19 protein-coding genes are annotated in these 22,171 nt (G+C 37.0%); 9 read left to right on the forward strand and 10 right to left on the reverse strand.

Features of this window, described 5'->3' with window-relative positions; genetic code table 11:
• Positions 1–113: 113 nt before the first annotated feature.
• Entirely contained in the window at positions 114–914 is an 801-nt protein-coding gene (locus JET18_RS05855; RefSeq protein ID WP_202089677.1) for a patatin-like phospholipase family protein, read from the forward strand.
• Between the two features lie 123 nt (positions 915–1,037).
• Here the strand turns inward: JET18_RS05855 and JET18_RS05860 are convergent, their stop codons facing one another.
• The 3 genes from JET18_RS05860 to JET18_RS05870 all read right to left on the reverse strand — a co-directional run bounded on the left by JET18_RS05860 (position 1,038) and on the right by JET18_RS05870 (position 2,886).
• Positions 1,038–1,472: a hypothetical protein gene (locus JET18_RS05860; RefSeq protein WP_202089678.1), complete on the reverse strand. Its 435-nt coding sequence runs from the start codon at positions 1,470–1,472 to the stop codon at positions 1,038–1,040.
• A 60-nt stretch (positions 1,473–1,532) separates the two neighbouring features.
• Positions 1,533–2,234, reverse strand: a complete 702-nt coding sequence (locus tag JET18_RS05865) for an ABC transporter ATP-binding protein (RefSeq protein WP_202089679.1) — start codon at positions 2,232–2,234, stop codon at positions 1,533–1,535.
• A gap of 82 nt (positions 2,235–2,316) precedes the next feature.
• Positions 2,317–2,886 (reverse strand): hypothetical protein, encoded by a 570-nt coding sequence (locus JET18_RS05870; protein ID WP_202089680.1) that lies wholly within the window; start codon positions 2,884–2,886, stop codon positions 2,317–2,319.
• 447 nt (positions 2,887–3,333) lie between these two features.
• Here JET18_RS05870 and JET18_RS05875 point away from each other — a divergent pair, with 447 nt between their 5' ends.
• Positions 3,334–3,834: a GNAT family N-acetyltransferase gene (locus JET18_RS05875; protein ID WP_202089681.1), complete on the forward strand. Its 501-nt coding sequence runs from the start codon at positions 3,334–3,336 to the stop codon at positions 3,832–3,834.
• Positions 3,835–3,855: 21 nt separating this feature from the next.
• On the opposite strand, the gene JET18_RS05880 is transcribed toward JET18_RS05875, so the two are convergent.
• On the reverse strand, positions 3,856–4,554 hold the full coding sequence (locus JET18_RS05880) for a LytR/AlgR family response regulator transcription factor (protein ID WP_202089682.1): 699 nt from the start codon (positions 4,552–4,554) through the stop codon (positions 3,856–3,858).
• Positions 4,551–5,609: a sensor histidine kinase gene (locus tag JET18_RS05885; RefSeq protein WP_202089683.1), complete on the reverse strand. Its 1,059-nt coding sequence runs from the start codon at positions 5,607–5,609 to the stop codon at positions 4,551–4,553. Before JET18_RS05885 ends, JET18_RS05880 begins: the two co-directional genes overlap by 4 nt.
• Positions 5,610–5,764: 155 nt before the next feature.
• On the opposite strand from JET18_RS05885, the gene JET18_RS05890 reads away from it, so the two are divergent.
• Entirely contained in the window at positions 5,765–6,922 is a 1,158-nt protein-coding gene (locus JET18_RS05890) for an acyltransferase family protein (RefSeq protein WP_228728489.1), read from the forward strand.
• A 1,106-nt stretch (positions 6,923–8,028) separates the two neighbouring features.
• The gene (locus JET18_RS05895) at positions 8,029–9,537 is read left to right on the forward strand and encodes an amidohydrolase family protein (RefSeq protein WP_202089684.1); all 1,509 of its coding nucleotides are present in this window, start codon (positions 8,029–8,031) and stop codon (positions 9,535–9,537) included.
• A gap of 458 nt (positions 9,538–9,995) precedes the next feature.
• On the opposite strand, the gene JET18_RS05900 is transcribed toward JET18_RS05895, so the two are convergent.
• From JET18_RS05900 to JET18_RS05910, 3 genes are all read right to left on the reverse strand, one after another.
• The gene (locus JET18_RS05900) at positions 9,996–10,481 is read right to left on the reverse strand and encodes a hypothetical protein (protein ID WP_202089685.1); all 486 of its coding nucleotides are present in this window, start codon (positions 10,479–10,481) and stop codon (positions 9,996–9,998) included.
• Between the two features lie 727 nt (positions 10,482–11,208).
• Positions 11,209–11,838: a response regulator transcription factor gene (locus JET18_RS05905; RefSeq protein WP_202089686.1), complete on the reverse strand. Its 630-nt coding sequence runs from the start codon at positions 11,836–11,838 to the stop codon at positions 11,209–11,211.
• Positions 11,839–11,847: 9 nt separating this feature from the next.
• A complete protein-coding gene (locus JET18_RS05910) occupies positions 11,848–14,085 on the reverse strand; it encodes a sensor histidine kinase (protein WP_202089687.1) in 2,238 nt (745 codons plus the stop codon).
• A gap of 359 nt (positions 14,086–14,444) precedes the next feature.
• Between JET18_RS05910 and JET18_RS05915 the strand changes: the two genes are divergently transcribed.
• The 4 genes from JET18_RS05915 to JET18_RS05930 all read left to right on the forward strand — a co-directional run bounded on the left by JET18_RS05915 (position 14,445) and on the right by JET18_RS05930 (position 19,322).
• Positions 14,445–15,251: a hypothetical protein gene (locus JET18_RS05915; RefSeq protein WP_202089688.1), complete on the forward strand. Its 807-nt coding sequence runs from the start codon at positions 14,445–14,447 to the stop codon at positions 15,249–15,251.
• A gap of 369 nt (positions 15,252–15,620) precedes the next feature.
• Entirely contained in the window at positions 15,621–17,111 is a 1,491-nt protein-coding gene (locus tag JET18_RS05920) for a hypothetical protein (protein ID WP_202089689.1), read from the forward strand.
• 67 nt (positions 17,112–17,178) lie between these two features.
• On the forward strand, positions 17,179–18,741 hold the full coding sequence (locus tag JET18_RS05925; RefSeq protein WP_202089690.1) for a toxin-antitoxin system YwqK family antitoxin: 1,563 nt from the start codon (positions 17,179–17,181) through the stop codon (positions 18,739–18,741).
• Positions 18,738–19,322: a hypothetical protein gene (locus JET18_RS05930; protein WP_202089691.1), complete on the forward strand. Its 585-nt coding sequence runs from the start codon at positions 18,738–18,740 to the stop codon at positions 19,320–19,322. The genes JET18_RS05925 and JET18_RS05930 overlap by 4 nt, the downstream gene beginning before the upstream one ends.
• A 757-nt stretch (positions 19,323–20,079) precedes the next feature.
• Here JET18_RS05930 and JET18_RS05935 read toward each other — a convergent pair.
• The gene (locus tag JET18_RS05935; RefSeq protein ID WP_202089692.1) at positions 20,080–20,526 is read right to left on the reverse strand and encodes a GNAT family N-acetyltransferase; all 447 of its coding nucleotides are present in this window, start codon (positions 20,524–20,526) and stop codon (positions 20,080–20,082) included.
• A gap of 306 nt (positions 20,527–20,832) precedes the next feature.
• Here JET18_RS05935 and JET18_RS05940 point away from each other — a divergent pair, with 306 nt between their 5' ends.
• A complete protein-coding gene (locus JET18_RS05940; protein ID WP_090022664.1) occupies positions 20,833–21,060 on the forward strand; it encodes a hypothetical protein in 228 nt (75 codons plus the stop codon).
• Between the two features lie 86 nt (positions 21,061–21,146).
• Here JET18_RS05940 and JET18_RS05945 read toward each other — a convergent pair whose 3' ends face one another.
• Positions 21,147–21,620 carry a hypothetical protein gene (locus JET18_RS05945; RefSeq protein ID WP_202089693.1) on the reverse strand — a complete coding sequence of 158 codons (474 nt, stop codon included), beginning with the start codon at positions 21,618–21,620 and terminating at the stop codon, positions 21,147–21,149.
• Positions 21,621–22,171: the final 551 nt, after the last annotated feature.

The following is a 22,171-nucleotide window of genomic DNA, read 5'->3' on the forward strand; positions in this document are numbered from 1 at the left end:
GAAACTTCCAGCCTCCTATCCATAAATCTCAACTTTAACCTTAATCTCAATCCCAAAAAAATATTTCTAAAATTTAACCTTATTTTCTCGCCCTGATTCCTTACATTTATTCTATGAATTTTGAGAGAACAGGACTGGTTTTGTCGGGAGGCGGTACCAAAGGGATTGCCCATGCAGGAGTTTTAAAATTCTTGAACGAAAAAAAGATTGATGTAGACGTACTGTCCTGCTGCAGTGCCGGATCCATCGTGGGCTGCCTTTATGCCGTCGGGAAAACGCCGGATGAGATTCTGGAGTTTTTCAATTCCGTTTATTTTTTCAACTGGAAACATTTTACATTCAATCAGCCGGGATTGGTTTCTTCTGTAATCTTCAGGAATTATCTTAAACCTATTTTTCATGATATGAAACTGGGGGATCTGAAAAAGGAAGTGAAAATTGTAGCCACAGAACTCGTTTCCGGTACCCAGAAAATTTTTGAGGAAGACTTTGAGGTAGTGGATGCCATTATTGCATCATGCTCTATTCCGGGCGTTACAACACCGTATATTATTGGGGATGAAATGTACTGTGATGGAGGTGTACTAAATAATTTTCCCGCAGATATCATCAGGGAAGACTGCGATAAACTGATCGGTGTTTTCGTCTCCCCGCCGCATGATATTGACATTAAAGATTTAAAATCCATTAAAGCCATCGTTTCCCGTTCCTACGACCTTCTTTCCTACAGAGTTGAAAAAGGAAAATTCGATTACTGTGACTGGTTTATTTCTTCTCAGAAACTGTCCTCCTACGGAACTTTTGAACGCAGAAAAGACCGTCTGGAAGAAATTTTCAATATCGGCTACAAAGCAGCAGCAGAAAGCTATGAGGGAAGTGGTTTCTTCACGCAGCTGAGACAGATGGGTTCGTAGTGTAAATTACAATCAGAAAATTTGATTGAATGATATGGTAAGACATACGAATCTGCCGGGCAGGTTATTTTCCCACACGTCTTTGTTTCAATTCAGAAAAATTCTAGAAAAGAAAGTATTGAATTACTGCTTCACAACAACACCATCCTGATTGACAATTTCCTTATCATTATCATCCGTTACACTTAAAGTATAAGGTGCTTTGGAAGCCGAATCCGTAAGATAGTTTCTCCATACTTCATAGGTATAGCCATTATTCAGGAACCTGAAATAATAATTTCCTCCCGATCCATCAGGTATAAGTTCACCATCACTGATGATCATACTTGGTTTTGATGTGATTTTTGCGTTGGCAGCCCAGGATTGGTAAAGGTATTTTCCGTTCGGCTGTTTGTCAATTCTGATCTTGAACTTTTTGGTCTTGATGATCACGGTTTTAGGGATCTGCTGAAAAGGCTGTACTTCAACGGCTGTAGTGATGGTCGATGGTCTTTCACCGGCATAAGAAAAAGTAAACAGGCTGATGCAGAATGCTCCTGATAAAATCTTTTTGATCATTTTAATGTGGGTTATTGGTTGGATATAACCCCATCAAATATGAAGCCATTTGCTGCTCAGTTAAGAAACAGCCGTATAGCTTGCGAAAGCTTCTTCCAGGCTGTCAAATCGGCCTTTAAACTCATCAATAGGGCAGTCCTGGAGAATATTTCCTTTGTGGATCAGGATCACACGTGAGCACAAAGCTTCCACTTCCTGCATAATGTGCGTGGAAAGAAGAACCGTTTTCTGCTGTCCGATCTCTTTCACCACATTTCTGATCTCAATGATCTGGTTAGGATCCAGCCCGTTTGTGGGTTCGTCCAGAATTAACAGGTCTGGTTGGTGAATGATCGCCTGGGCAAGTCCCACTCTTTGCTTGTAACCTTTCGACAATTGTCCTATCTTTTTTGATTTTTCAGGCGTGATTCCTACCAGTTCGATCACTTCATCCACTCTTGCTGAAGGAATTTTATGGATATTGGCCACAAACTGAAGATATTCCTTAATGTACATTTCCATATACAGCGGATTGTTTTCAGGAAGGAAGCCTATTTTCTTCTTGCTTTCAATTTCGTTTTCAGAAATATTCATTCCATTAAAAATAATTTCGCCCTGATCAATTTTCAGTGCCCCTACAATAGACTTCATCAGGGTAGATTTCCCGGCTCCGTTGGGTCCCAGAAGACCGATGATTTCATTCTTATCGATGGAAATATTGATTTGGTTTAAGGCAGTCTGTTCACCAAATTTTTTGGTCAAATTGATTATCTGAAGCGGCATAATTCTTAATGTCTTTCTGCAAAAATAAAAATAAAAAACTCATTCGGATGAATGAGTTGTATAATATTGAAAAATAATACGATTATTTTCTTGATTTTTTGTTTTTGTTGCTGCTCCCGGAGGTTGGGGTGGCATTGGAAGCCTGCTTGGAAGCGCCCTTTGTCCCATTGATCTGATGAATGGTAGACGGCTTTTCGTACATCGCAGATTTTCCATTGATTTTTCCAAATATCTTCTCCACCTGTTTTTGATTCAAAAACTGTGACTTTCCTACATATTTACGGTTCTTATTGATGTACTGGATAAACTGCATCGTAGGCTGGCCATAATTTTTCTCATAATGAAGCTCAATGATATCGTTGGGAAGTTCCAGGATAACATTTTCATCGGGTAGCGTCACAAAACCGTCAGTGATCAGCTTATAAAGGCCGGAAACATCACCGTCAAGATTCTGGAATGAAAAAGACCGTATCGTATTCAGGTTGCTCGTATTAAGATCCTGGTAGTTGATGGTAAATTTATCTTCTTTCTTATATAAACCTACAGAGTTATCTTTACCAATTTCCACCAGGCTTTCATTTTTCAACACTTTAATCTGTGAGAAAACTGAAATACCGAACATACATGTAATGAGTAGAATTATTTTTCTCATTTGAAGGGATTTTAATGTTTTATAAAATTGGTGTACTAAAATTACTAATAAAAATGCTCGAAAACAATTTTATTATCTCAAGCAAAAGTAATACTTTTTTTTAATATCCATAATGGCTGGCCTGCTGATATTATGCATTCCGTTGCATGTGCAAATGCTTGTAAATGAATGGTTTTCTGTCTTTTTAAAAATATTGGATCTGAAATTTCATAAAAAACCGGATTGATGATATGAATTTTCCGATAAACGTAATGCTTTAATTTACAGATGATATATCTATTTTAATGTACATTTTTTAATATAAATTTAATGTTCTCTATCGCAGAATTTTCCAAGTCCGTGACTTTTCATTATCAGCCTGCCGGGAATATAAACGCCGGATCCTGTTTCATTATTGTTACTGGCGGCAATAATTTGTACATTTACTTTCTTTATCATCAATTAAATATGAATATTCTCCATCAGGACCGGGATTTTATCATCCGTCAATTTTTAGCAGCAGAACAGAATCTGTTTTGTGACCTTTTTGAAGATGCAGAGGTGACAACGTATCTTCCTTACCGCTCACCACAGCAATACGCAGAAATGTTTGACATTGCTTTGGATGATTATGCAAAAGGTCCTTTCGGCAGATTCGGGATATTCCATCCTGAAACTGATGATTTCATTGGAATGTGTCTGGCCAGAAACTTTGCTGACATTCCCAACCAGATTGAAATTGGATATACTTTGAGCAAAAAATACTGGGGCAAAGGAATTGCAACGAAAGTAAGCCGTGCCCTTGTTAATTATTGTTTTTCAAATACAGATGGGAATGAGGTAGTAGCCGTGACAGATCTCGATAATCTAGGTTCGCAGAAAGTTCTGGAAAAAGCAGGTTTTAAACGTTTGGAAAATCTGAAAAGAGCAGATGGTGAAATGGCTTATTATATCATTAAACGCACTTAAATTATAGTAGAAAGCCTGTATTTAAGGATTAACCGAACCCTTCGAAAGCCCCGCCACAAAAGCATCAAATTCAGTTTTATAACTTCTCCCCACCGGAATATGATAAGAGCCGAGTGCCACCTCATGATTATTAAAAGCGGTCACCAGATGAGTATTGATCATAAACGAACGGTGGATTCTGATAAATCCTTTTCCGGATAAAACAGCTTCCAGATCTGTTATTTTATTTTTTGAGATCAGGTTTTCCCCGCTGGTCAGAACCATCTTAATATCATTTCCCTGACTTTCAAAATAAACAATTTCCTGAATTGAAACTTTCCGGGTCATACCTTCAGTTTTGATCATGATAAATTCTTCCGTGGATTCAGTTCTCGTCCTTAAAACCCGTTCTACAGATTTAAAAAAACGTTCAAAAGTGATCGGTTTCAAAAGATAATCTACGGCTTCCAGCTCAAAACCTTCCAGGGCAAAATCCCGGTAAGCCGTTGTAAAAATCGTTGGTGGTTTCTGCGGAAGTGATCTCAGAAAATCAATTCCCGTGAGATGAGGCATCTGAATATCCAGAAACATAAGATCTACAGATCCGGATTTCAGAAGCTGATAGGCATCCAGGGCGTTTTCAGCTTTTCCGGTCAGTTTTAAATGGCTGATTCTGGAAATATGTTTTTCCAGCAGTGCGGCTGCCAGAGGCTCGTCATCTACAATGATACAATTGATCATAAGGCTGCAGGCGTTTTTATTTCAACTTTAAAATTACTGTTTTCCCTTGAAACTTTGAAGATAAAATCATTCCGGTAATGATGGCGGAGCTGGCTTTCTATATTTTTAAGCCCGATTCCTTCCGAATGATCATTTTGATGATCCTCAAACGTATTTTCAATCTGGAAAACGGAGCAGAGGCCATCTGTAGAAACATGAATGGTGATTTCCGTTTGACCTGCTGTGTTTCCTGACCCATGTTTAAAAGCATTTTCAACAAGAGTAAGATAGAGCAGCGGTGGAATAACAGCCGTAGAATCCCAATCGTTTGTTATGGAAACTTTTAGCCTTCCTTCATGGTATCTCAGGCTTTCCAGTGCGATATAATCATTAATCACAGCGAGTTCTTCAGCTATGGAAACCTTATTTTCAGGACCTTTGTATAAAATATAATCCAGAATATCAGAAAGTCTGCTGATCGATTCCGATGTTTTTTCCGAATTACTTAGTGAAAGAGAATAGATATTATTCAGCGTATTGAAGAGAAAGTGTGGCTTCAGCTGGGATTTCAGCGATTTCAGCTCCAGTTCTGCCTTTTCCTTCTGCAGTTTGGCCGTATTTTCTTTTTCATCCTTGTACCGGATGACAAACATCACAGAAATAAAAATAAAAGCACCGCTGATGATGGGAAAAGTATAATGGGTCAGCAGATAACTGATATCGGTGAAAATACTAAGGAGACTGTCCTTGGGAACATTGATGAAAAATGGTTCCGCCAGATAAACAATGAAGATCCTGTTCATCACCGAAATCATATACAGACTGAAAACCAGATACAGCGAAAACCCGGCATATTTTTTCCGGTCAAAAAAATTCCTGATCAAAAAATAATAAATGAAATTGGCCCCTGCGATCTGAAATATCCAGTGACAGAAATTATAGATAATTATTTCTGAAGAAATTCCTACTGCCGGTTCTCCGTAATTTCTTACGATTCCGAATAAAAATAAGGCGGTCCAGAAGAACAGCTGAAAAAAGATATTTTGTTTAAGATTATTTTCCGGTCCGGATTTCATAGTCCTCAAAAATAGAAAATCTTAGCCTGCAACCGATGATTTTTTGACAGAATGAAGAGAATGAGTGACAAAAAACGGAAAATACAGTTCAAAAAGCATGATGTACCGTTTACATCCGGATCTGTGTTTTCTGTCATTGAAGCTTAAAAACCTTGATGGGTTTTACAAGATTTGCAGAAAAAATAATGTCTGCAGACCCATATTCTTCTGAAAAACTTCACGGCCTGGATCATTTACGGGCTTTAGCCATTTTATTGGTTTTAATGTATCATTATCGCGCTTTTGAGCATCCCGCCTGGATTGATACCATTGGAAAATATGGCTGGACAGGAGTCGATCTGTTCTTTGTACTGAGCGGTTTTCTCATATCCGGGCAGCTGTTTAAAGAAATGGAGAAAAACGGCACTATAAATTTAAAAATCTTCTTTACAAAACGGTTTTTCAGAATTATTCCGCCCTATTTTTTCACGATTGTTGTGTATTTTTTATTTCCTCCGTTCAGGGAAAGGGAAGCTTTGCCTCCGTTATGGAAATTCATCACTTTTACCCAGAATTACGGACTGGATGTCATTAACCGCGGAACATTTTCCCATGCCTGGTCATTGTGCATTGAAGAACAGTTTTATCTGCTCCTTCCTTTGCTCCTTCTGACCGCCCAAAAAGCAAAAGTCTTAAAATATACTATGCTTTTTTCGGCTTTCCTGATCCTGTTTTCTCTCACAGCAAGATTTTTGACCTGGAAATATGCTGTCGTTCCTGTGCTGGATACACCGGATTTTTGGAAGGAATGGTATATGAAACTGTATTATCCTACCCATACCAGACTGGATGGTCTGGCTGTTGGGGTGATTATTGGATATTTAATGAACTGTTCTGTTCCGTTTCAAAAGATGGTTCATACATATGGAAACAGGATTTTTATTCCTGGAATTATTTTTCTGGGATTTTCATTATGGTTCTGTAATGACCAGGTTTCTAAAGAGGCTTCTATCTTTGGATTTACTGGTGTGGCATTAAGTTATGGTCTTATTCTGATGGCTGCAGTTTCCAGATCATCATTTCTGTTCAGGACGAAAAGTTTCATCACTGTGGAGCTGGCAGGTTTGTCTTATGCTGTTTATCTTTCTCACAAAGGAATTATTCATTGGGTGCAGGCTGCTTTTGATCAGTTGGGAATGGAAACGTCGGATAACCTCTGCCTTTTCACCTGTCTGGCAGCATGTCTTTTAGCTGGGCTTCTGTATCGTTTTGTCATTGAAAGACCTTCTGCAAGATGTAAGCGGTGGATTTTAGACAAGAAAAAAACAGGATGAATTTTTTGACCGTCACGGGATGAATCTTTTATGGAAAATTCTTCACTGGTGGTGCTCTATTTTTTAGTGAGATAATAAAGATACCCCAGAAATGAACATGCAATGATAATACCTGTAATTAATCCTGCAATAAATCCTTTTTTTAAGTGGCTTTTTTTCATCTTAAGCTTTTTTTACTTCTAATAGACCGGTAAAATAAACTGTAACTAAAATAATTCCGGCACTCAGAAGAAATCCGAGGATAAATCCTGAAAGAGAAAGAATTAAATTTTTTGTATTCATATTATATTTGTGTTTTATTGAAACGAATATAGATTTTTTTACTATTAATGCTTTTAATTTGAAAAATTTGTATTATTTGTTTAGTTTTAATAATTTATTTTAATTAATTTGATTTAATTGTAAAGGTTTTAATGGTGATGTATTTTTTGTTTTTAAACTTCATCATCAAAAAATACTCCTCTGTCTGAAAAAAACACGCTAAATTCTCTGATAGAGCCCGAAAATTAACTTATCCAGCATTTTTGCATGGTGAATAACTTTTCTTGTTTTGGCTAAGAAGAGGTTAGATTTGGATAAGTCCGGTGAGTACATTATTCAGAATTTTACATCAACAAAAAATGTAATAAAATGAATATTGTTTTAACAGGTTCCATCGGGAACATTGGAATAGTAATTTCCAGCCTCCAGTTTCATGTTTTCAGTTTTTTAATCTTAACTTCTTATCCTGAACTCAGGTTATTTAATTAGCTGATCAATAAGTGTATACTTTTTTGTATTTCGAAAATAAGTGAAACGCCTTTGTTTATCTTAAAATAAGATCATTTTAAATTCGTCTTGTCTATCCTTGCGATTAAAGAATTAACTGTAATTTCTTTAAACTAAAATTAAACAAAGAGATTTCTGTAATAAAAGGATTTATATCGTTCAATTTCAGCGCGGTTTGGCAAAAATATAGGATGGACAGTCATTTTTTTATGGGCAGAAGCTATTTTACCAGAAAAAATAATTATATTTTTGATCATGATTTTATCTGCGCAGCTGTTTGTTGAAAACAACTGATAAACAGAATCAATGGGCGGATCGGATTTCAATAGTATGATGTTATGATGAAAAAATACCTTTCTTATATTTTACTTTTTGGATTTCCATTGTTTGGATGCCAGAATAAAGTGGCCGGGCAAGCTGCTTACGAACAGAACTGGAAATTGCTGGAACAGGAAAATAGTGCACTGGCCTTTGATGCCGATATAAAATTATCTGATGCCGAAACCGCGTTGGATAAAAAACTGTTTCAGATGCGGAAGCAGTTCCTTGCCGAAACAGAAACGCAAAAACTGCCTTTATTTAGCCGTTCATTTAACGAGTTAAAGCCCCTTATAGAAACCAGTAAATTGTTTGATGTTCTTCAGATGATGCCAAAAGGAGGTCTGCTGCATACCCACAGCGGAGGGATAACCAATGTAGATTGGATAATTTCTGCAGCAAGAAAATACAAAGAATGCTACGTTTATGATCAGAAAGATAATGACCAGTTCATCTTCGGGCAGCTGGCGTTTTTTGCGAAAGAAAATGTTCCGCAGGGATTTGTAAGCCTTGATAAAAAGCTGATCTCAGATCCCGGTTTTGAAAGTAAATTAAAAGAACTTCTGATTCTGAAACGTGATAATTTATGCAGTTACACAGATTACTGGATAGAATTTGAAAAGCGTTTTAAAAGAATTAATCTGCTGTTGCCTTACCGTCCGTTTTTTAAGGAATATTATTTAAAAGGATTTCAGGATTTAGCAAAAGATCATGTACAGCATGTGGAAATCAGATTTATTTTTGATGAGCTTTACGATTTTCAGCATGGAAAATATCCTTTAAAGACTTCTATCACGGATCTGCAGGATGTGATTAAAGAAGTACATCAGTCCAATCCTCAGTTTACGCTGAAATTAATTTATTCAAGTTTTAAATTCTTAGATCCCGCAAGTATTGATAAACAGCTTGAAGTAGCTTTCGGGCTCAAAAAAGAATTTCCGGATATGATCTCAGGTTTCGACCTTGTAGCGGATGAAGCAGCCGGAAACAGCATTTATTCTTTCCAGAACAACTGGACAAAACTGAATGAGCTGTCTAAAAAGTATGAAGTAGACATGCCACTTTTCCTGCATGCCGGCGAAAGTAATTCTGTACTTAATAAAAACGTCCTTGATATTTCCATTTTGAATAACCAGCGCATCGGGCATGGCCTGAATCTGATTTATTTTCCAAAATCCATGGAGCTGATCAGAAAACAGGGCAAACTGGTTGAGGTAAGCCCGATCAGTAATCAGATCCTGGGGTATGTCAGCGATTTCCGGAATCACCCTGCGAGAGTTTTGCTGAGCAATGGCGTTCAGTGTTCCATTAACAGTGATGATCCTTCGGTTTACGGTTATGATGGTCTTAGTTACGATTTCTGGGTCGCTTTCGTGTATTGGGAACTCGATGTGAAAGCACTTAAAAAACTGGTTTTCAATTCCATTAATTATTCTTCGCTGAATAAAGATCAGAAAAAGGAAGCCATTGTGTACCTGAACAAACAGTGGAATGATTTTATCCAAAAAGCAAATCAGAAGCTCAACTAAAATCTGACCATCTATACAATTAAATAAAGGTTATTTCAAACATGAGATCGCCTTTTTTTTGTGATTAACGATCAAATACATGATTAATTTTTTTGACGCAAAGTTCGATTCTGAGACTGTATATTTTAAGGAATGCAAAGAAGAGAATCAATCTTCGATTGATTCGATTAAGCGAATGGATAATACGTCCGCTTCATCACTGACGAAGTCAGATCCTTTGCTTTCCTTGAAATTCAACACGGTCTAAAATAAAATCTTTGCGTCAAAAAAACTTCACTTGTTTTTCCACGAACACTTGAAGAAATTATCTCGAATGATCATTTTTTAGGATTTAAATTATTCTGTTCAAAATTTTTCATGATCAGTTTGCAGAACCTTTCAGATTATAAAATTCTGATATACAATAAACCCGGCTGTATCGAAGAGACAGCCGGGTTTATTGTAATCTTTTAAAAGATTTATTTTTTTGGTTTCAAAGAGAAATTGTCTACGTAAACCGCCTGATGTATGCCATTCAGTAGAACTTTCAATCCCAGATGATTGTCCTTTTTGAAAGAAATTTCATATGTTTTTTTATCTCCCGTTATTTTTGAAGGTTTGGCTATTGAAACATAAGATTTTGCATCAGATGTACTGCCTATTGAGAATAATTCCAGGGTAGTTTCTCCTCCGTTGTCCGAAACATCAAGGGTAAGTGTATAGGTTCCGGCCTTGATTTTCGGGGTCGTTAAATACATATTTTCTCCAGGGCTCGTCATCGAATAAAATATGATTCTTTTGTCACTTGCATACAGCATTGCTTTTCCCGGCTGAGCCGTCCAGCACTTATTCATATCTTTCCACGTGTCAAAATTTTCTGTGATTGTGGATACGGTCTGACACTGCGCGTTAGCTGTCAGAAATCCTCCTAAAGTCATTATTCCGGCGAGTACGATCTTTCTCATATATTATTTACATATTATCAGGTAAAAATAGTCAAAAAAGGTCACATCGGAAAGTTATTTTTAATTAATCCAGATTAAAATAAATTAAGTTCGCGATAATATCAGTGAGATGATAAAACTGAAAAAATACAAATTGGAATTACTTTTTTTCCTTGTGATCATGCTCAACATATTGATAGACTGGCAGATATTCCTAATGGTTTCGTGTGTATTCAATAGGGGCGGGCTTCAGGCTAGCGGTGGTCGGAAGAAAAATTTGCCGCTCATGACTAAACAAAAATGGAATCTTTTAAAGTTTTATATGATCAAAAACCGTAGCGATTTTTTCGATTTTTTTATCGCAAAGGAAGACAAAGATTATATTAAATACTTTTTTTTAAGAAAAACAAAGCCGCTTCGCTTATTTTAAGAAATACAACAATAGAAATTACCCTTGTCTTACATTGATAAGTCTACGCCTTTGTTTATCTTAATAATAGCATTCAAAGAAAACAAATCTTTGTCTTCCTTTGTGATAAAAAATAGTAAATAAAAAAGCTAGAGGAAAAATTCTTCTGAACATGATTAGGCTGAAGCCCGCCTACAGGATATACCTGTTGCAAAAGGCTTTAGCCAAAACTTAGGCGCCAGGATTTTCCTTAGATCTTTTTAAAAATGTTTTAATCAATTCTTTTTGCCCCAGACTCACGTGAAAATAAAAAACAGATAAGCAGTGAGGTTAGTTTCACTATGGACGTACCAATCCGTATTCCATGGCTAATTTTATGGCCGTACTTAAGTTGGTGGTTTTGAATTTAACGATCAGGTTTTTGCGGTGACTTTCTACCGTGTGCGGGCTTATAAACAGCTTATCGGCTATCTGAATGGTGGTAAGACCCAAAGACGCTTCCAGTAAGATTTCCTTTTCTCTTCGGGTTAATTTCGGTACTGCATTCAATCCGGAATTCGTTTTCATTTCTACAATTTTTTGGGTCTGATTGCAGAGGAATTTCTCACCTTTAAGGATCATCTGTATGCCCAAAATGATTTCCGTGACCAGCGCATTTTTCTGGATGTAGCCCATAGCGCCTTCTTCCAGGGTACTGTTGATGACGGCAAATTCATTATGCACACTCAGCATCATGATCTGGGTAGCCGGATATTTTTTTAATATGGGCTTAATTAAATCTATACTGTTACTATCGGAAAGGTTAATATCCAGTAATAAAACATCTATAATCTGGTTTTCCAGTCCTGTAAGAAGTTCACTTGCTGAAGAGTAGCAGCCGACGACCGTAAAGTTCTCCTGTTGAGAAAGAATATTTTTTAAGCCTTCCAGCAATAATGGGTGATCATCGGTTATAGCAATTTTAATCATGGTTTGTTTTTATTTTGGAAATTTAATCTCAATATTGGTTCCTATATGGATCTGGGATTCTATCTGCAGACTGCCTTTCAGGAACTCAACGCGTGAACGGATGTTATGAAATCCTGCGGAATGAGCGTGATTCAGGATCTTGGTGTCAAAACCTTCTCCATCATCTTCCACGATAATCACATAATCGGATTCATTTTCGATAAACTGAATAATGATCTGTTCTGCGGCGGCATGTTTTACAGCATTATTGACCAATTCCTGAACAATTCTGTACACCAGCAACTGACTTTCCAATGGCAGCTGATTTGAATAATGTAAAAACTGAACATCAACATCCAGTTTCGGACTAGTCATCCGGGAAACATATTCCATCAGCGTTTCCTGAAGGCCATACTTCAGTAACAGATCCGGCATCAGATTATGCGCAACACGGCGAAGTTCGTCCACTGCAATATCGATCTGCGCCATGGATCGCTCGATTTGCGGCTGATGGTGATCGCTGGATTTATCTTTTAGTAAAAACAGATTCATTTTGGTTCCGGACAGTAAACTTCCGAGGCCATCGTGCAGATCCCGGGCTATTCTTCCTCTTTCCTGTTCCTGACCTTCCAGCATCAGTGTAAGATTGGATATTTTTGAGTCCTGTATCACCTTATCCATTTCGAGAAGATGTAATTTTTCTTTTTGCTTAATGCCTTTTGTCCTCTGAAAATAGGCATACAACAGCAAAATGAGCAGTAAAGAAACAGAAGCGATCAACCCGATATAAAAGGTATTGATTTTCTCCTTATAATCCACCCGCGCTTTATAGAGATCGACTTCCCGTTTTCTATTAGAAGATTCCAGCTGTGATAAACGGAGTTCCTGAGCTTTTTTACTGTTTTCAATTTCAGTTAATTCCAGTTTTCTAAACTGATTCTCTTTCGTTAACTCCAGATTTTCCAGTTTCTGAGCCTGCTGCAGACTGTGCCAGCCCATTTCCTTAAGACGCTGTTCCTGCTTTTCAGAGGCTAATTGCAGACGGAGCAACTGCTGTTTTTGCTTCTCCCTTTCATACTGGATTTCCAGTCTTTTACCCAGAGCTGTATTTTTCTGATCATAAACCTGCTTAAAGGTTTCTATATACTTCTTTTGGTAAAATATGGCTTCTTTAAAATTATTTTCATTTTGAAAAAGTTGGGAGAGATTTTCAAAAATAGAAAGCTTGACCTGCGGATCTTCGATATTATTATACTCCGATTCTGCCAATGCCGTCATCAAGTAGTTTTTCGCGTCTTCCTGATGACCATTCTGCAAAGCTAATTCTGCCAGAATACCATTTGCTGATGCAGCATGGTCATGATTTCCTGTTGCGGTACCCTGGGTTTTAGCTAAATTAGCATAATACAGCACTTTGTCTCTGTAGGATTCAGGGAAATAATTTAAATACAGATTGGCCAGATTGATCGCTACAAAAGAAAGGGTAGACGGAATAGGCATACGCGCCTTATTGGTTTTATACGTCTCTATTGCTTTGAGATAATACGATTCTGCCAGGTTGATAAAAGCTTTATTATCGGTAGATTCATAGCGTTTTTCGTACATATAGCCCATCGCCATATAAGAATCGAACAAGTTCATGGGATCTTTCTGCTGTAAGGCAATTTCCAATGATAACTTACTGTATTTCTCCTGAAGCTGGTACTCATTCCAATCGGCATAAATACTGTTTAATTCCCGGTATACCGATGCTTTTCTATTGTTTAAACTTTCAGAATTGGGTGCTTTCTCATAGGAGGACAGGGCTTTTAAAAAATGGCGGACCGCCTCGGCTTCTTTATTATTTCGGGCACGGATCCAGCCAATTCCATAGGCTACATAGCCTTTTGTTTCCTGATCTTTTGTTTTTGCTTCATAAAATTGGGCGAGTCTGGATGCATTTTCATAGGCTTTAACATTGTCCATCAGTCTGTAGTTGATCGCAGCAATAATGTATAAATAGGCCGCATATTTTCCGTCCGGTTCCTTTTTAGCATAAGCAATATTTTCATTTAAAATGGCAATCGCTTTATCTTGCTGTTTATTGAAAAATAGAGCCTGTGCATATTTGCCGGTCATCATCATTCGCTGGGTACTTCCCGGTTTGTATTTTTTGTACAGCTGTTCCGGACTGTTGGAAACTTCCTGAGCTGATGCAGAATGACCCGCTAAGACAAGACATAGAAAGAGAATGGGGAAGCGTAAAAAGGAAAAAAAATTAATCAGCATTGTTCAGGATATAGAGAAGGCAAAGTTATTACTTTACGGTTTCTCACGGGTTATATTTCATATTCAATTTAAATAATAGGACAGTGAATACCGTCATAGATGAGCCCCTTCATAGATAAAGCCAAAACTCGTTATTCCTGTGCGTTTTTTCAATCCCTGTTTTCAGCTAATTTCAGGGATGAGACCAAACTGAACAAATTGGCTGAAAACAGGGATGTTTTATCATGATTTTTTTGCACAAATTTGCCTTTAGTATTTGTGAAGACAAATAGTATAATCAAAATGGAGATGAATAAATGTAATTTTGATTCGGAAGGTGTCCCATCGTTGGAAGCCTATCATCAATAAAGAGCAAAACAATGAAGAAAACAATTTTGATTTTTTTACCCTTACTCATGACGATTTCCTGTAAAGATAAAAAGCAGGAAACAAAAAATAAAACAGTATCTCCTCAGGAACAGGTTCAGCTTAGTAAAGATTCAACGGATCTGAAACAGAATCCGGTTGAAGAACCAACGGAACCTATCAGTATTCTTCTCCCTAAAGAGTACCGGGACTTCGGAAAAGACAATGAAGTCAACGGACTTGCAAAGGATTGGCTGGACTTATATCAAAAGGAAGGAAAATTTTATTTGGGTAAAGCTGATTATACCGTCACAAAAGGGTTTTCTGAATGCTCAGGAGATTCTACAAAAGTCATTCATTCTAAAAATAACAGTCTTTTACTCATAGGCCATTCACGATTGGCACCTGGTGAAATAAAGACAGTGAAAATTGCAAAGAATAAAATTTGGCCAACAGAAAAACTGAAATTTCGCCTTGGAAATGAAGAGTACACATTGCGGGCAGAAGGAAAAGTGCTTTCATCAGAAAAAGTACACACGGATGAAGGGGAGGAACTCTATCAAAATGTAAAGGATTATAAGCTTTATCTGTCAGCCAATAATGCTCCGGAAACCCTGTTCTTACAGGAAGAATCATTCAATGATACTTTTGTTGAACTGCTTTTCATAGGAGATATTGACAAGGATGGAAAACCAGATTTTATTTTCGGGGCCAACAGAGATTATGAAGAGGAGCGGGTGATTCTCTATCTCTCTTCCCATGCGAAAAAAGGAAAAATCATTAAAAAAGCAGCAGAAATAGCCATTCAGTTTGATTGCTAAAATCATTTTTAAAATAAACTGAGTTCGGGATAAGAAAATTAGGATTGAGGTAGCGAAAGGTATGGATTTTAGAAGATTTTGAATTTTACTATCCGCCATCAATTGACTATTCACTTGCGAAGCAAAATTCACCATTGACATTCCTAAAAAATATTATAACACTAGCTCACATTAAAATAAGATCTGTAAAACTCATCCATCCATTCCTCTTTTATTATTTTATTTCGAAACGGGGGTAAGGGCACAAATTAGCTGAAAGCAGGGATTTTATGCGGTGATGCTTTTACAGATCTTTGTTTATAATTATTTCGGACACCAAAACACAATGATGAAATTTTTCTATGGGTCCGGAAAAGACAATGCAGAACTATGATGAGAATAACGGGAGTTTTAATGATAGCAGCGGTAAGTTTGTCAATTGGTTGTTCTAATAAATCCGCCGATAAAAATGCATCCGTGATGGTATCAAAACAGGCTAAAGTAATGATCCCCATTTTGCAGAAAAACGGACTATTCCGATACGTGGATGAAAATCTTAAACCCGTCATTGACAAAGAATTTGCTCACGCCTCGAAGTTCAGCCCAAAAGGATATGCCTTTGTCTATGATAAAGATTTCAGACAGGGAATTATAGATGTAAAAGGGAACTTCATCAGAGATTTTAGCGACAAAAAATATGAAACCTACGATCTGGGAACATTGACACTCATTGAGGAATCAAGAGAATATGAAAAAACACTGCCAGTCTGGAAATGGGACTGGAATATTTTAGGAAGTGGAGTTGATAAAACGGCAACTTTTTCTGACGTAACCATCTCGGTACTGCAAACCGGTCAGAAAATAGCTTCCAAAACACGCAATGTGGAGGATTATGAAGAAGGAATTTCATTGGATTTGAATTCATTAGACGAGAACCATTTTGTGATGAATGAGAAATTGTATGAGATCAAAGGAGATAAGGTTAAAGAAATGGCAGATCAGATATACTTTACCTTTACGGATGACAAAGTTTTAGTTTCAGAAAAAAACGGGAATGCTGTTTTTTATGCTTTTGATGGAAAAATGAAGAAGACAAAAGAGTTAAAACCCATCAAAGAAATCACTATTCAGGCCAATGGTAAAAGCATTTTACTGGATTCACTGAACGAAACCCGATATGTGCAGCGTCCTGCCAATTCAAATCTGTTGAAAGATATAAAAACGAATGAAATTCTTCCTTATCCTACTTTCGACAAGGCATTTCCCATTACGTTTTCCCATCTGAGTGACGAGCAGATTAGCTTTCTCAACAAGGTAACCTTAATTTCCTCCGTCAATAAAACACCCTATTTTATTCTGGGTGCATTTAATTACGGTCAATGGAAATACGATTACAAATATGTAGACACAAAAGGGAATTTCCTGCAGTCCATTGAAGCACCTGATTTCTTTATCCTCGGAAATATCGGCGAAATACTCTGGCCGGAATCTGAGCGGATTATTTCACCTTCTTTTATTGAAAAAGGCTATCAGGTAGAAAAGATTAAAAAGGTGTACAATCAGGAAAATTTGTTTGTGATTCAAACCGGAAAAGATAATCTGCCCTCCAAAAAGGGATTATGGAACAGCAAAACACAGCAATGGATCATTCCGGCAGAATGTAATGACATCAATGTACTTGACTATCAAAAAATGATAGTTTTCTTAAAAATGGGAAAAGAAGATGGCTCGTATCTGTATGATGCCCAAAATAAAAAACGGATCACCACGACAATGTATAAATCCGTTTCGGCAGACGGATTCGCTACCAGACAGATTGGACCGGACAAAGAAGAAAGTTATTATATTGATATTTTCACAGGAAAAGAATTTAAGGAATAAAACACATTACAATAGCGCAGATAAACTGTTTTTAAGGCTTTTGCGTATATCTAAAGTTTAAAAAAATATGAAAAAATTATTTACATCAGCGGTTTTTGCCCTGATCATAAGCATGCACGCCAATGCACAGGAAAAAATGTACTTTGATGAAAACTGGGAGAAAACCACTCAGAGCAAAATGCAGTATTACCGGGAAACAGAACGTAAAGGAAAACTTACTTTAATCAGAGACTTTTATAAGAACGGAACACTTCAGATGGAAGGTCTTGTTTCTGATGCTACACCGGGAAATGAAGTCTATGAGGGTAAAATCACCTGGTACACTGCGGAAGGCAAAGTATTGAGTACAGGGACATTCTCCGGAGGTAACCAGGTAGGACCGGCTAAGACTTTTGATCAGCAGGGAAGAGTGCAGGAGGATTTGGTTTATAAAGCAGACGGTACTTTTACAGGGACCATCTACAACTATAAAAACCCGGAAGAAATGTCTTATAACAATACGATTACCACGTATGATACTCCCGACAGTTTCAAATCGGTTGTATATGATGAAGATATTAAAGGAATCCGTTATGAAACCATCAGCAACAGCAAAGAAGAACTGTTTGAAACTAAATACTATGGCGATAAAGGAAAATACATCGGATCAAACAGCTCCGGAAGTTCCAGCGATAAAGTATTGGTAGAGTATTATCAGGACCCGATGAAGGTTTCCAAAATTGAAAAACAGAACAAAGACGGAATCGTAACGGAAACGACCATCTACTCCAAAAACGGTGGAATTCTTCAGGAAGAAAAGAAAAACAAAAAAGGAGGCTATCAGAAAACCTATGATGAAACGGGTAAGCAGATTGGTAACCTTACCTACCTATATGATAAAGAAATTGAGTATTACAAGCCACAGGACGGCGAGGATTATCAGTTTAATTATGAATTTTCCGGATTCTCGGCTATCGATGTTTATAAAAACGGATCTTTAGTCCTGAGTAAATTTTTTGATGAAAATGGAAAATTATCTACCGAACAGGTTATAAAAGATGAGATGCCCCAGGAGATCAGATATTATCATCCGGACGGAAAGTTAAAAGGGGCAGTGACTTATAAAGAGGGTATACCTTATGATGGAGCTTTGTACGAGGAACTTGTTGAACAGCAGTATAAAGATGGTCTTTTAATATACTTAAAATCTTTCAGAGAGGAGGGGAAATTAAAAGTGGAAACAAAGATTAATGCAAATCAGACCGTTTATAATTCTACGATTTATGATGAAAACGGTGCTGTTGCATACACCTACAGCCAGCCGGTGGAACAGGAGAGTGGCTTCACCGCACAGATTGTGCAATATGCCAAAGGAAAAGCCGCCAATAAAGCAGTGGTAAAGGATGGCATTCTTCAAAGCGGAAAAATTAAATATAAATCCGAATATGGTTCAAAAGAGCTGGAACGCAGTGGAAAATGGGTTCTGATCAAACTTTTTGACCTTGAAGGAAAATTAACTCAGGAAGGTAAAATTCTTGCAGAAACGATAGAGGACAATTCTTACAGTTCTTTAAATACTTTTCTCACAGAGGCTGATCTTCAGTACGAATTTTCCGGACCTATATTAGCCGCTGATCCAGCATCACCATGATCAATAATAAACTTTTAACCCTATCCCTTTTTACCGCCCTCACCATTATAAGTTGTCAGAGCGATAAAAAAGAACAACCCAAAAACGAAATAACCCGAAAACCCACCAATCATAAACCATCCAGCCAACCGCAGGAAAATCATTCACCAAAATCAAATCCCAATATAAAGGACAACGTGGTTTTATCACAAAAACACAGTCCAAACTCAATTTCCTGCGATTTGGATGGAGATCAATTACCGGACACGGTGAAAATTGTTCAAAACACAGACAATAAAAAATACGGCCTGGAAATTATGTTCGGCAACAAAAAAGTGGAATATCTGGGCATGGGAAAAGAGATTTTGGGTCAGGGATTTGATGATATAGACTGGGTCGGCGTGTTTGAAAAAGCGCCTAAAGGTGAAATCTACTGGAATAACGTCAATGAAAATGGAGACATCATGAGCGACGAAGAGGTAAAGGAATCCGATAAAATCAAACTGCCTAATGACGGGATTTTTATTCATCAGGAAGAAGCCTGTGGCGGCGGAATCATCTATTTGAAAGACGGAAAATTTGAATGGATACAGCAGGAGTAGAATAGCCGGATGTATACAAGTTTTAATAAGTGTTCATCGGAAATCCGAAAATTTAAAAACTTTTAAGTATTATTGAAAGAAGTAAGAGTAGGTATCCAAAACCAAATTCCTATTGTAAAGAACTTAAAGCCAAATAAAAACGATGAGAATCAATTATTCAATGCTGCTGTATCTTTTATGCATTCCTTTAGGATGGAATTTTGCCTTGTCCGGTGTTGAAAATTTGTCTGTTTCACGGACCATATGTTTCATGATAGCCTTATTGATGACCATTTATGGAGGATTTCTTAATGCGAAACATCAAATGAAATACCGGTCTGTTCTTTGGATATTTTTCGTCAATCTGCTTTTAATATTGGGGTATATCATTTCAAATGGAGGCACTGGAAATGCTTCTATATTCGGTGGCGACAATTGGACATTAGGCTTTTTTCTGATGCATTATTGGCTAAATATGCATTGGACTTATTTAGGCTTTTTAAATCTTCCATTGTTCGATGATGATTTTACCTTCTTATTGATTGGAATGTGCAGTTCTTTTCTATTTCCGTCGATTGGTTTTCTGATAGGGAAATTTTGGTACAAAAGATCAGATAATCTGATGAAGTAAAGAAGTAGTAATAGTTTTACTTTCTGAAATTGAAGTAAAGGATTTAGTAATTGATATATTTAGAATCCCTCGATGAGTTGAGGGATTTTTGTTTTTGCAGAGTAAAACTATTAACCACATTTGACGAGTGGTTGTAATACAGTAAGACTAAATGACGTCCATGATCATCGTGTATTTATCAATTCCTTTACTAAATCCGTCCGGGACAATCTCTACCGTTCTAAACCCATTCTTTTTATAAAATTCAGCGGTATGCTGAGAGGTTTCAATTTTGTAGGGAATAGAAGGATAGGTCTTTTTTAACAAATCGATCCTGTATTGGGTAAAGGCTTTTCCAATTCCTTTTCCATGGTAATCGGCATGAACCATTCCCCAGGATAATCCTCCACGATTGTCCCTTGTATCTAAGAAAAATCCACCACATCCTATTACGTGACCATCAATTTTTACCACAAAGTAATTCTCTTCAGTATCATCATCCAGAAAGCTTTCAAAGAGCGGCAATTCTTCGCTCGCAAAAAATTTAGGTTGATTACTCTTAAAGATTTTAATACAATCTTCTCTGAAAATTTTGGTGTAATTGATGATTTTCATAAATAGGTGTTGGGTAGTAGCAAGATACGGGAAATTTTGTAATTGTGGTTTTGGTATATTAAGTTAGAGGTTTGCTGTCCTCAGTTGGCGCAAGCGTCATACTTTTGTCCAGAAACTCTAATCGAATATGAGTCAGAGACTTACGATAGCGTGGAAGGTAGAATATAAAGAGGAGAATTATCAATAATGTAGAAAATAGCTTATCTGGATCTGTCTTACACTTTTGGGTGATTTTTTAAAGTATCTATTGTCAAAATTAAATATTTCTTTAGATTTGATCATAATAACCCATAAAAAACTACAACCATGCTTATCGAATTTAAACAAATTAATAATTTGCTTATCTCTGTTAATTTTAATCACATCTGTTCATTTGAGTCACATCCCAAAGGTGGAACTATAATAAGGACAATAGATGGATTTTCTTTTGTTGCCGCCGATCCATACAATTTAGTGGGCAATAAAATCCTAAATATGATTAAACCAAGACCGAGATCAAAGGCAACAGATGAGACAAAGAAATCTAAAGCTTAAGTGATCAGCCTTCTCTTAGAGAGGGCTTTTTTTTGTGTTTAATTCAAGCACTGCAACTGCGTATAATTACTGAAAAGGGTAAATGATTATTTAAGAAGCGACCATATTAAAACTCCAATTCCCGCATAAGCCGTCACCGTAATAATATCAGCGATGGGTTGTGAAAAACGTTTTTCCGCAATTTTCTCACTATTGATCTGGTTCTTATGGAATTTCAGAATTTTCTTAGGATTACTGATTGGGTGGGCCACCAGACTGTCGCTTTCCCACTTGTCAACGATGATTTTATAGCTCTTGCCATCAACATCAATTTTATATTTTTTATTAGAGGCAAGTTTCTCCTGAACATTGATTGGAACAGGTGCTGGTTGTGAGTTCTGACTTTGAGATTCCGATATTGAACTTTTCACTTGCTCAGAAGAAGCATTATTAGCAAGAGCTGCATTCCTTTTAGAGTCCTGCTTATTATCGGTCGCCGGATCCGCTGGCTTTTTAACCTGGTACGTATAGCAGCTGCTAAGACAAAATGATATGATGATGAGATAAAAATTCTTTCGCATGGACCAAATTTAAGAATTAAACGGAATATTTGGCATTTTCTTTTGTAAGATCCTGTTAAAAAAATCCCTCCAATAGTACAAGCGTTGGTTCTGCCTCAAAAAGTTTATTTAAACATTACTGTCCAATAGACGAAGAAATCATCAATCCTTAATTAATTCGATGAAACGCACCTTTTAACCGTCTGCTTAATCAGCGATGAAATCGCCACTCTTTGCTCCCCTTAAAATTATAAGAGTTATAATAAGACCTTTGCGTCTAAAAAACTTTACATACTGTCCAATTTCCCTCTAGTTCCAAAGTGATAAAATGTAGCTAAACCATATAGAATTTTTATTCACGCAAAGGTTTATTTCAATACCGTATAGTTTAGGAGGCAAAGAGAGAATCAATCAAAGATTGATTCGATTAAGCGTATGTTTTATCCGTCCGCTTAGTCAGCGATGAAATCGCCCCCTTTGCTCCCCTCAAAATCATAAGAGTTATAATAGAACTTTGCGTCAAAATCTCCCACAGATCCCGCTGATTACACAAATTTATTTGCATAGCATAA

The organism is Chryseobacterium endalhagicum, assembly GCF_016745235.1.
Lineage (GTDB): Bacteria > Bacteroidota > Bacteroidia > Flavobacteriales > Weeksellaceae > Chryseobacterium > Chryseobacterium endalhagicum.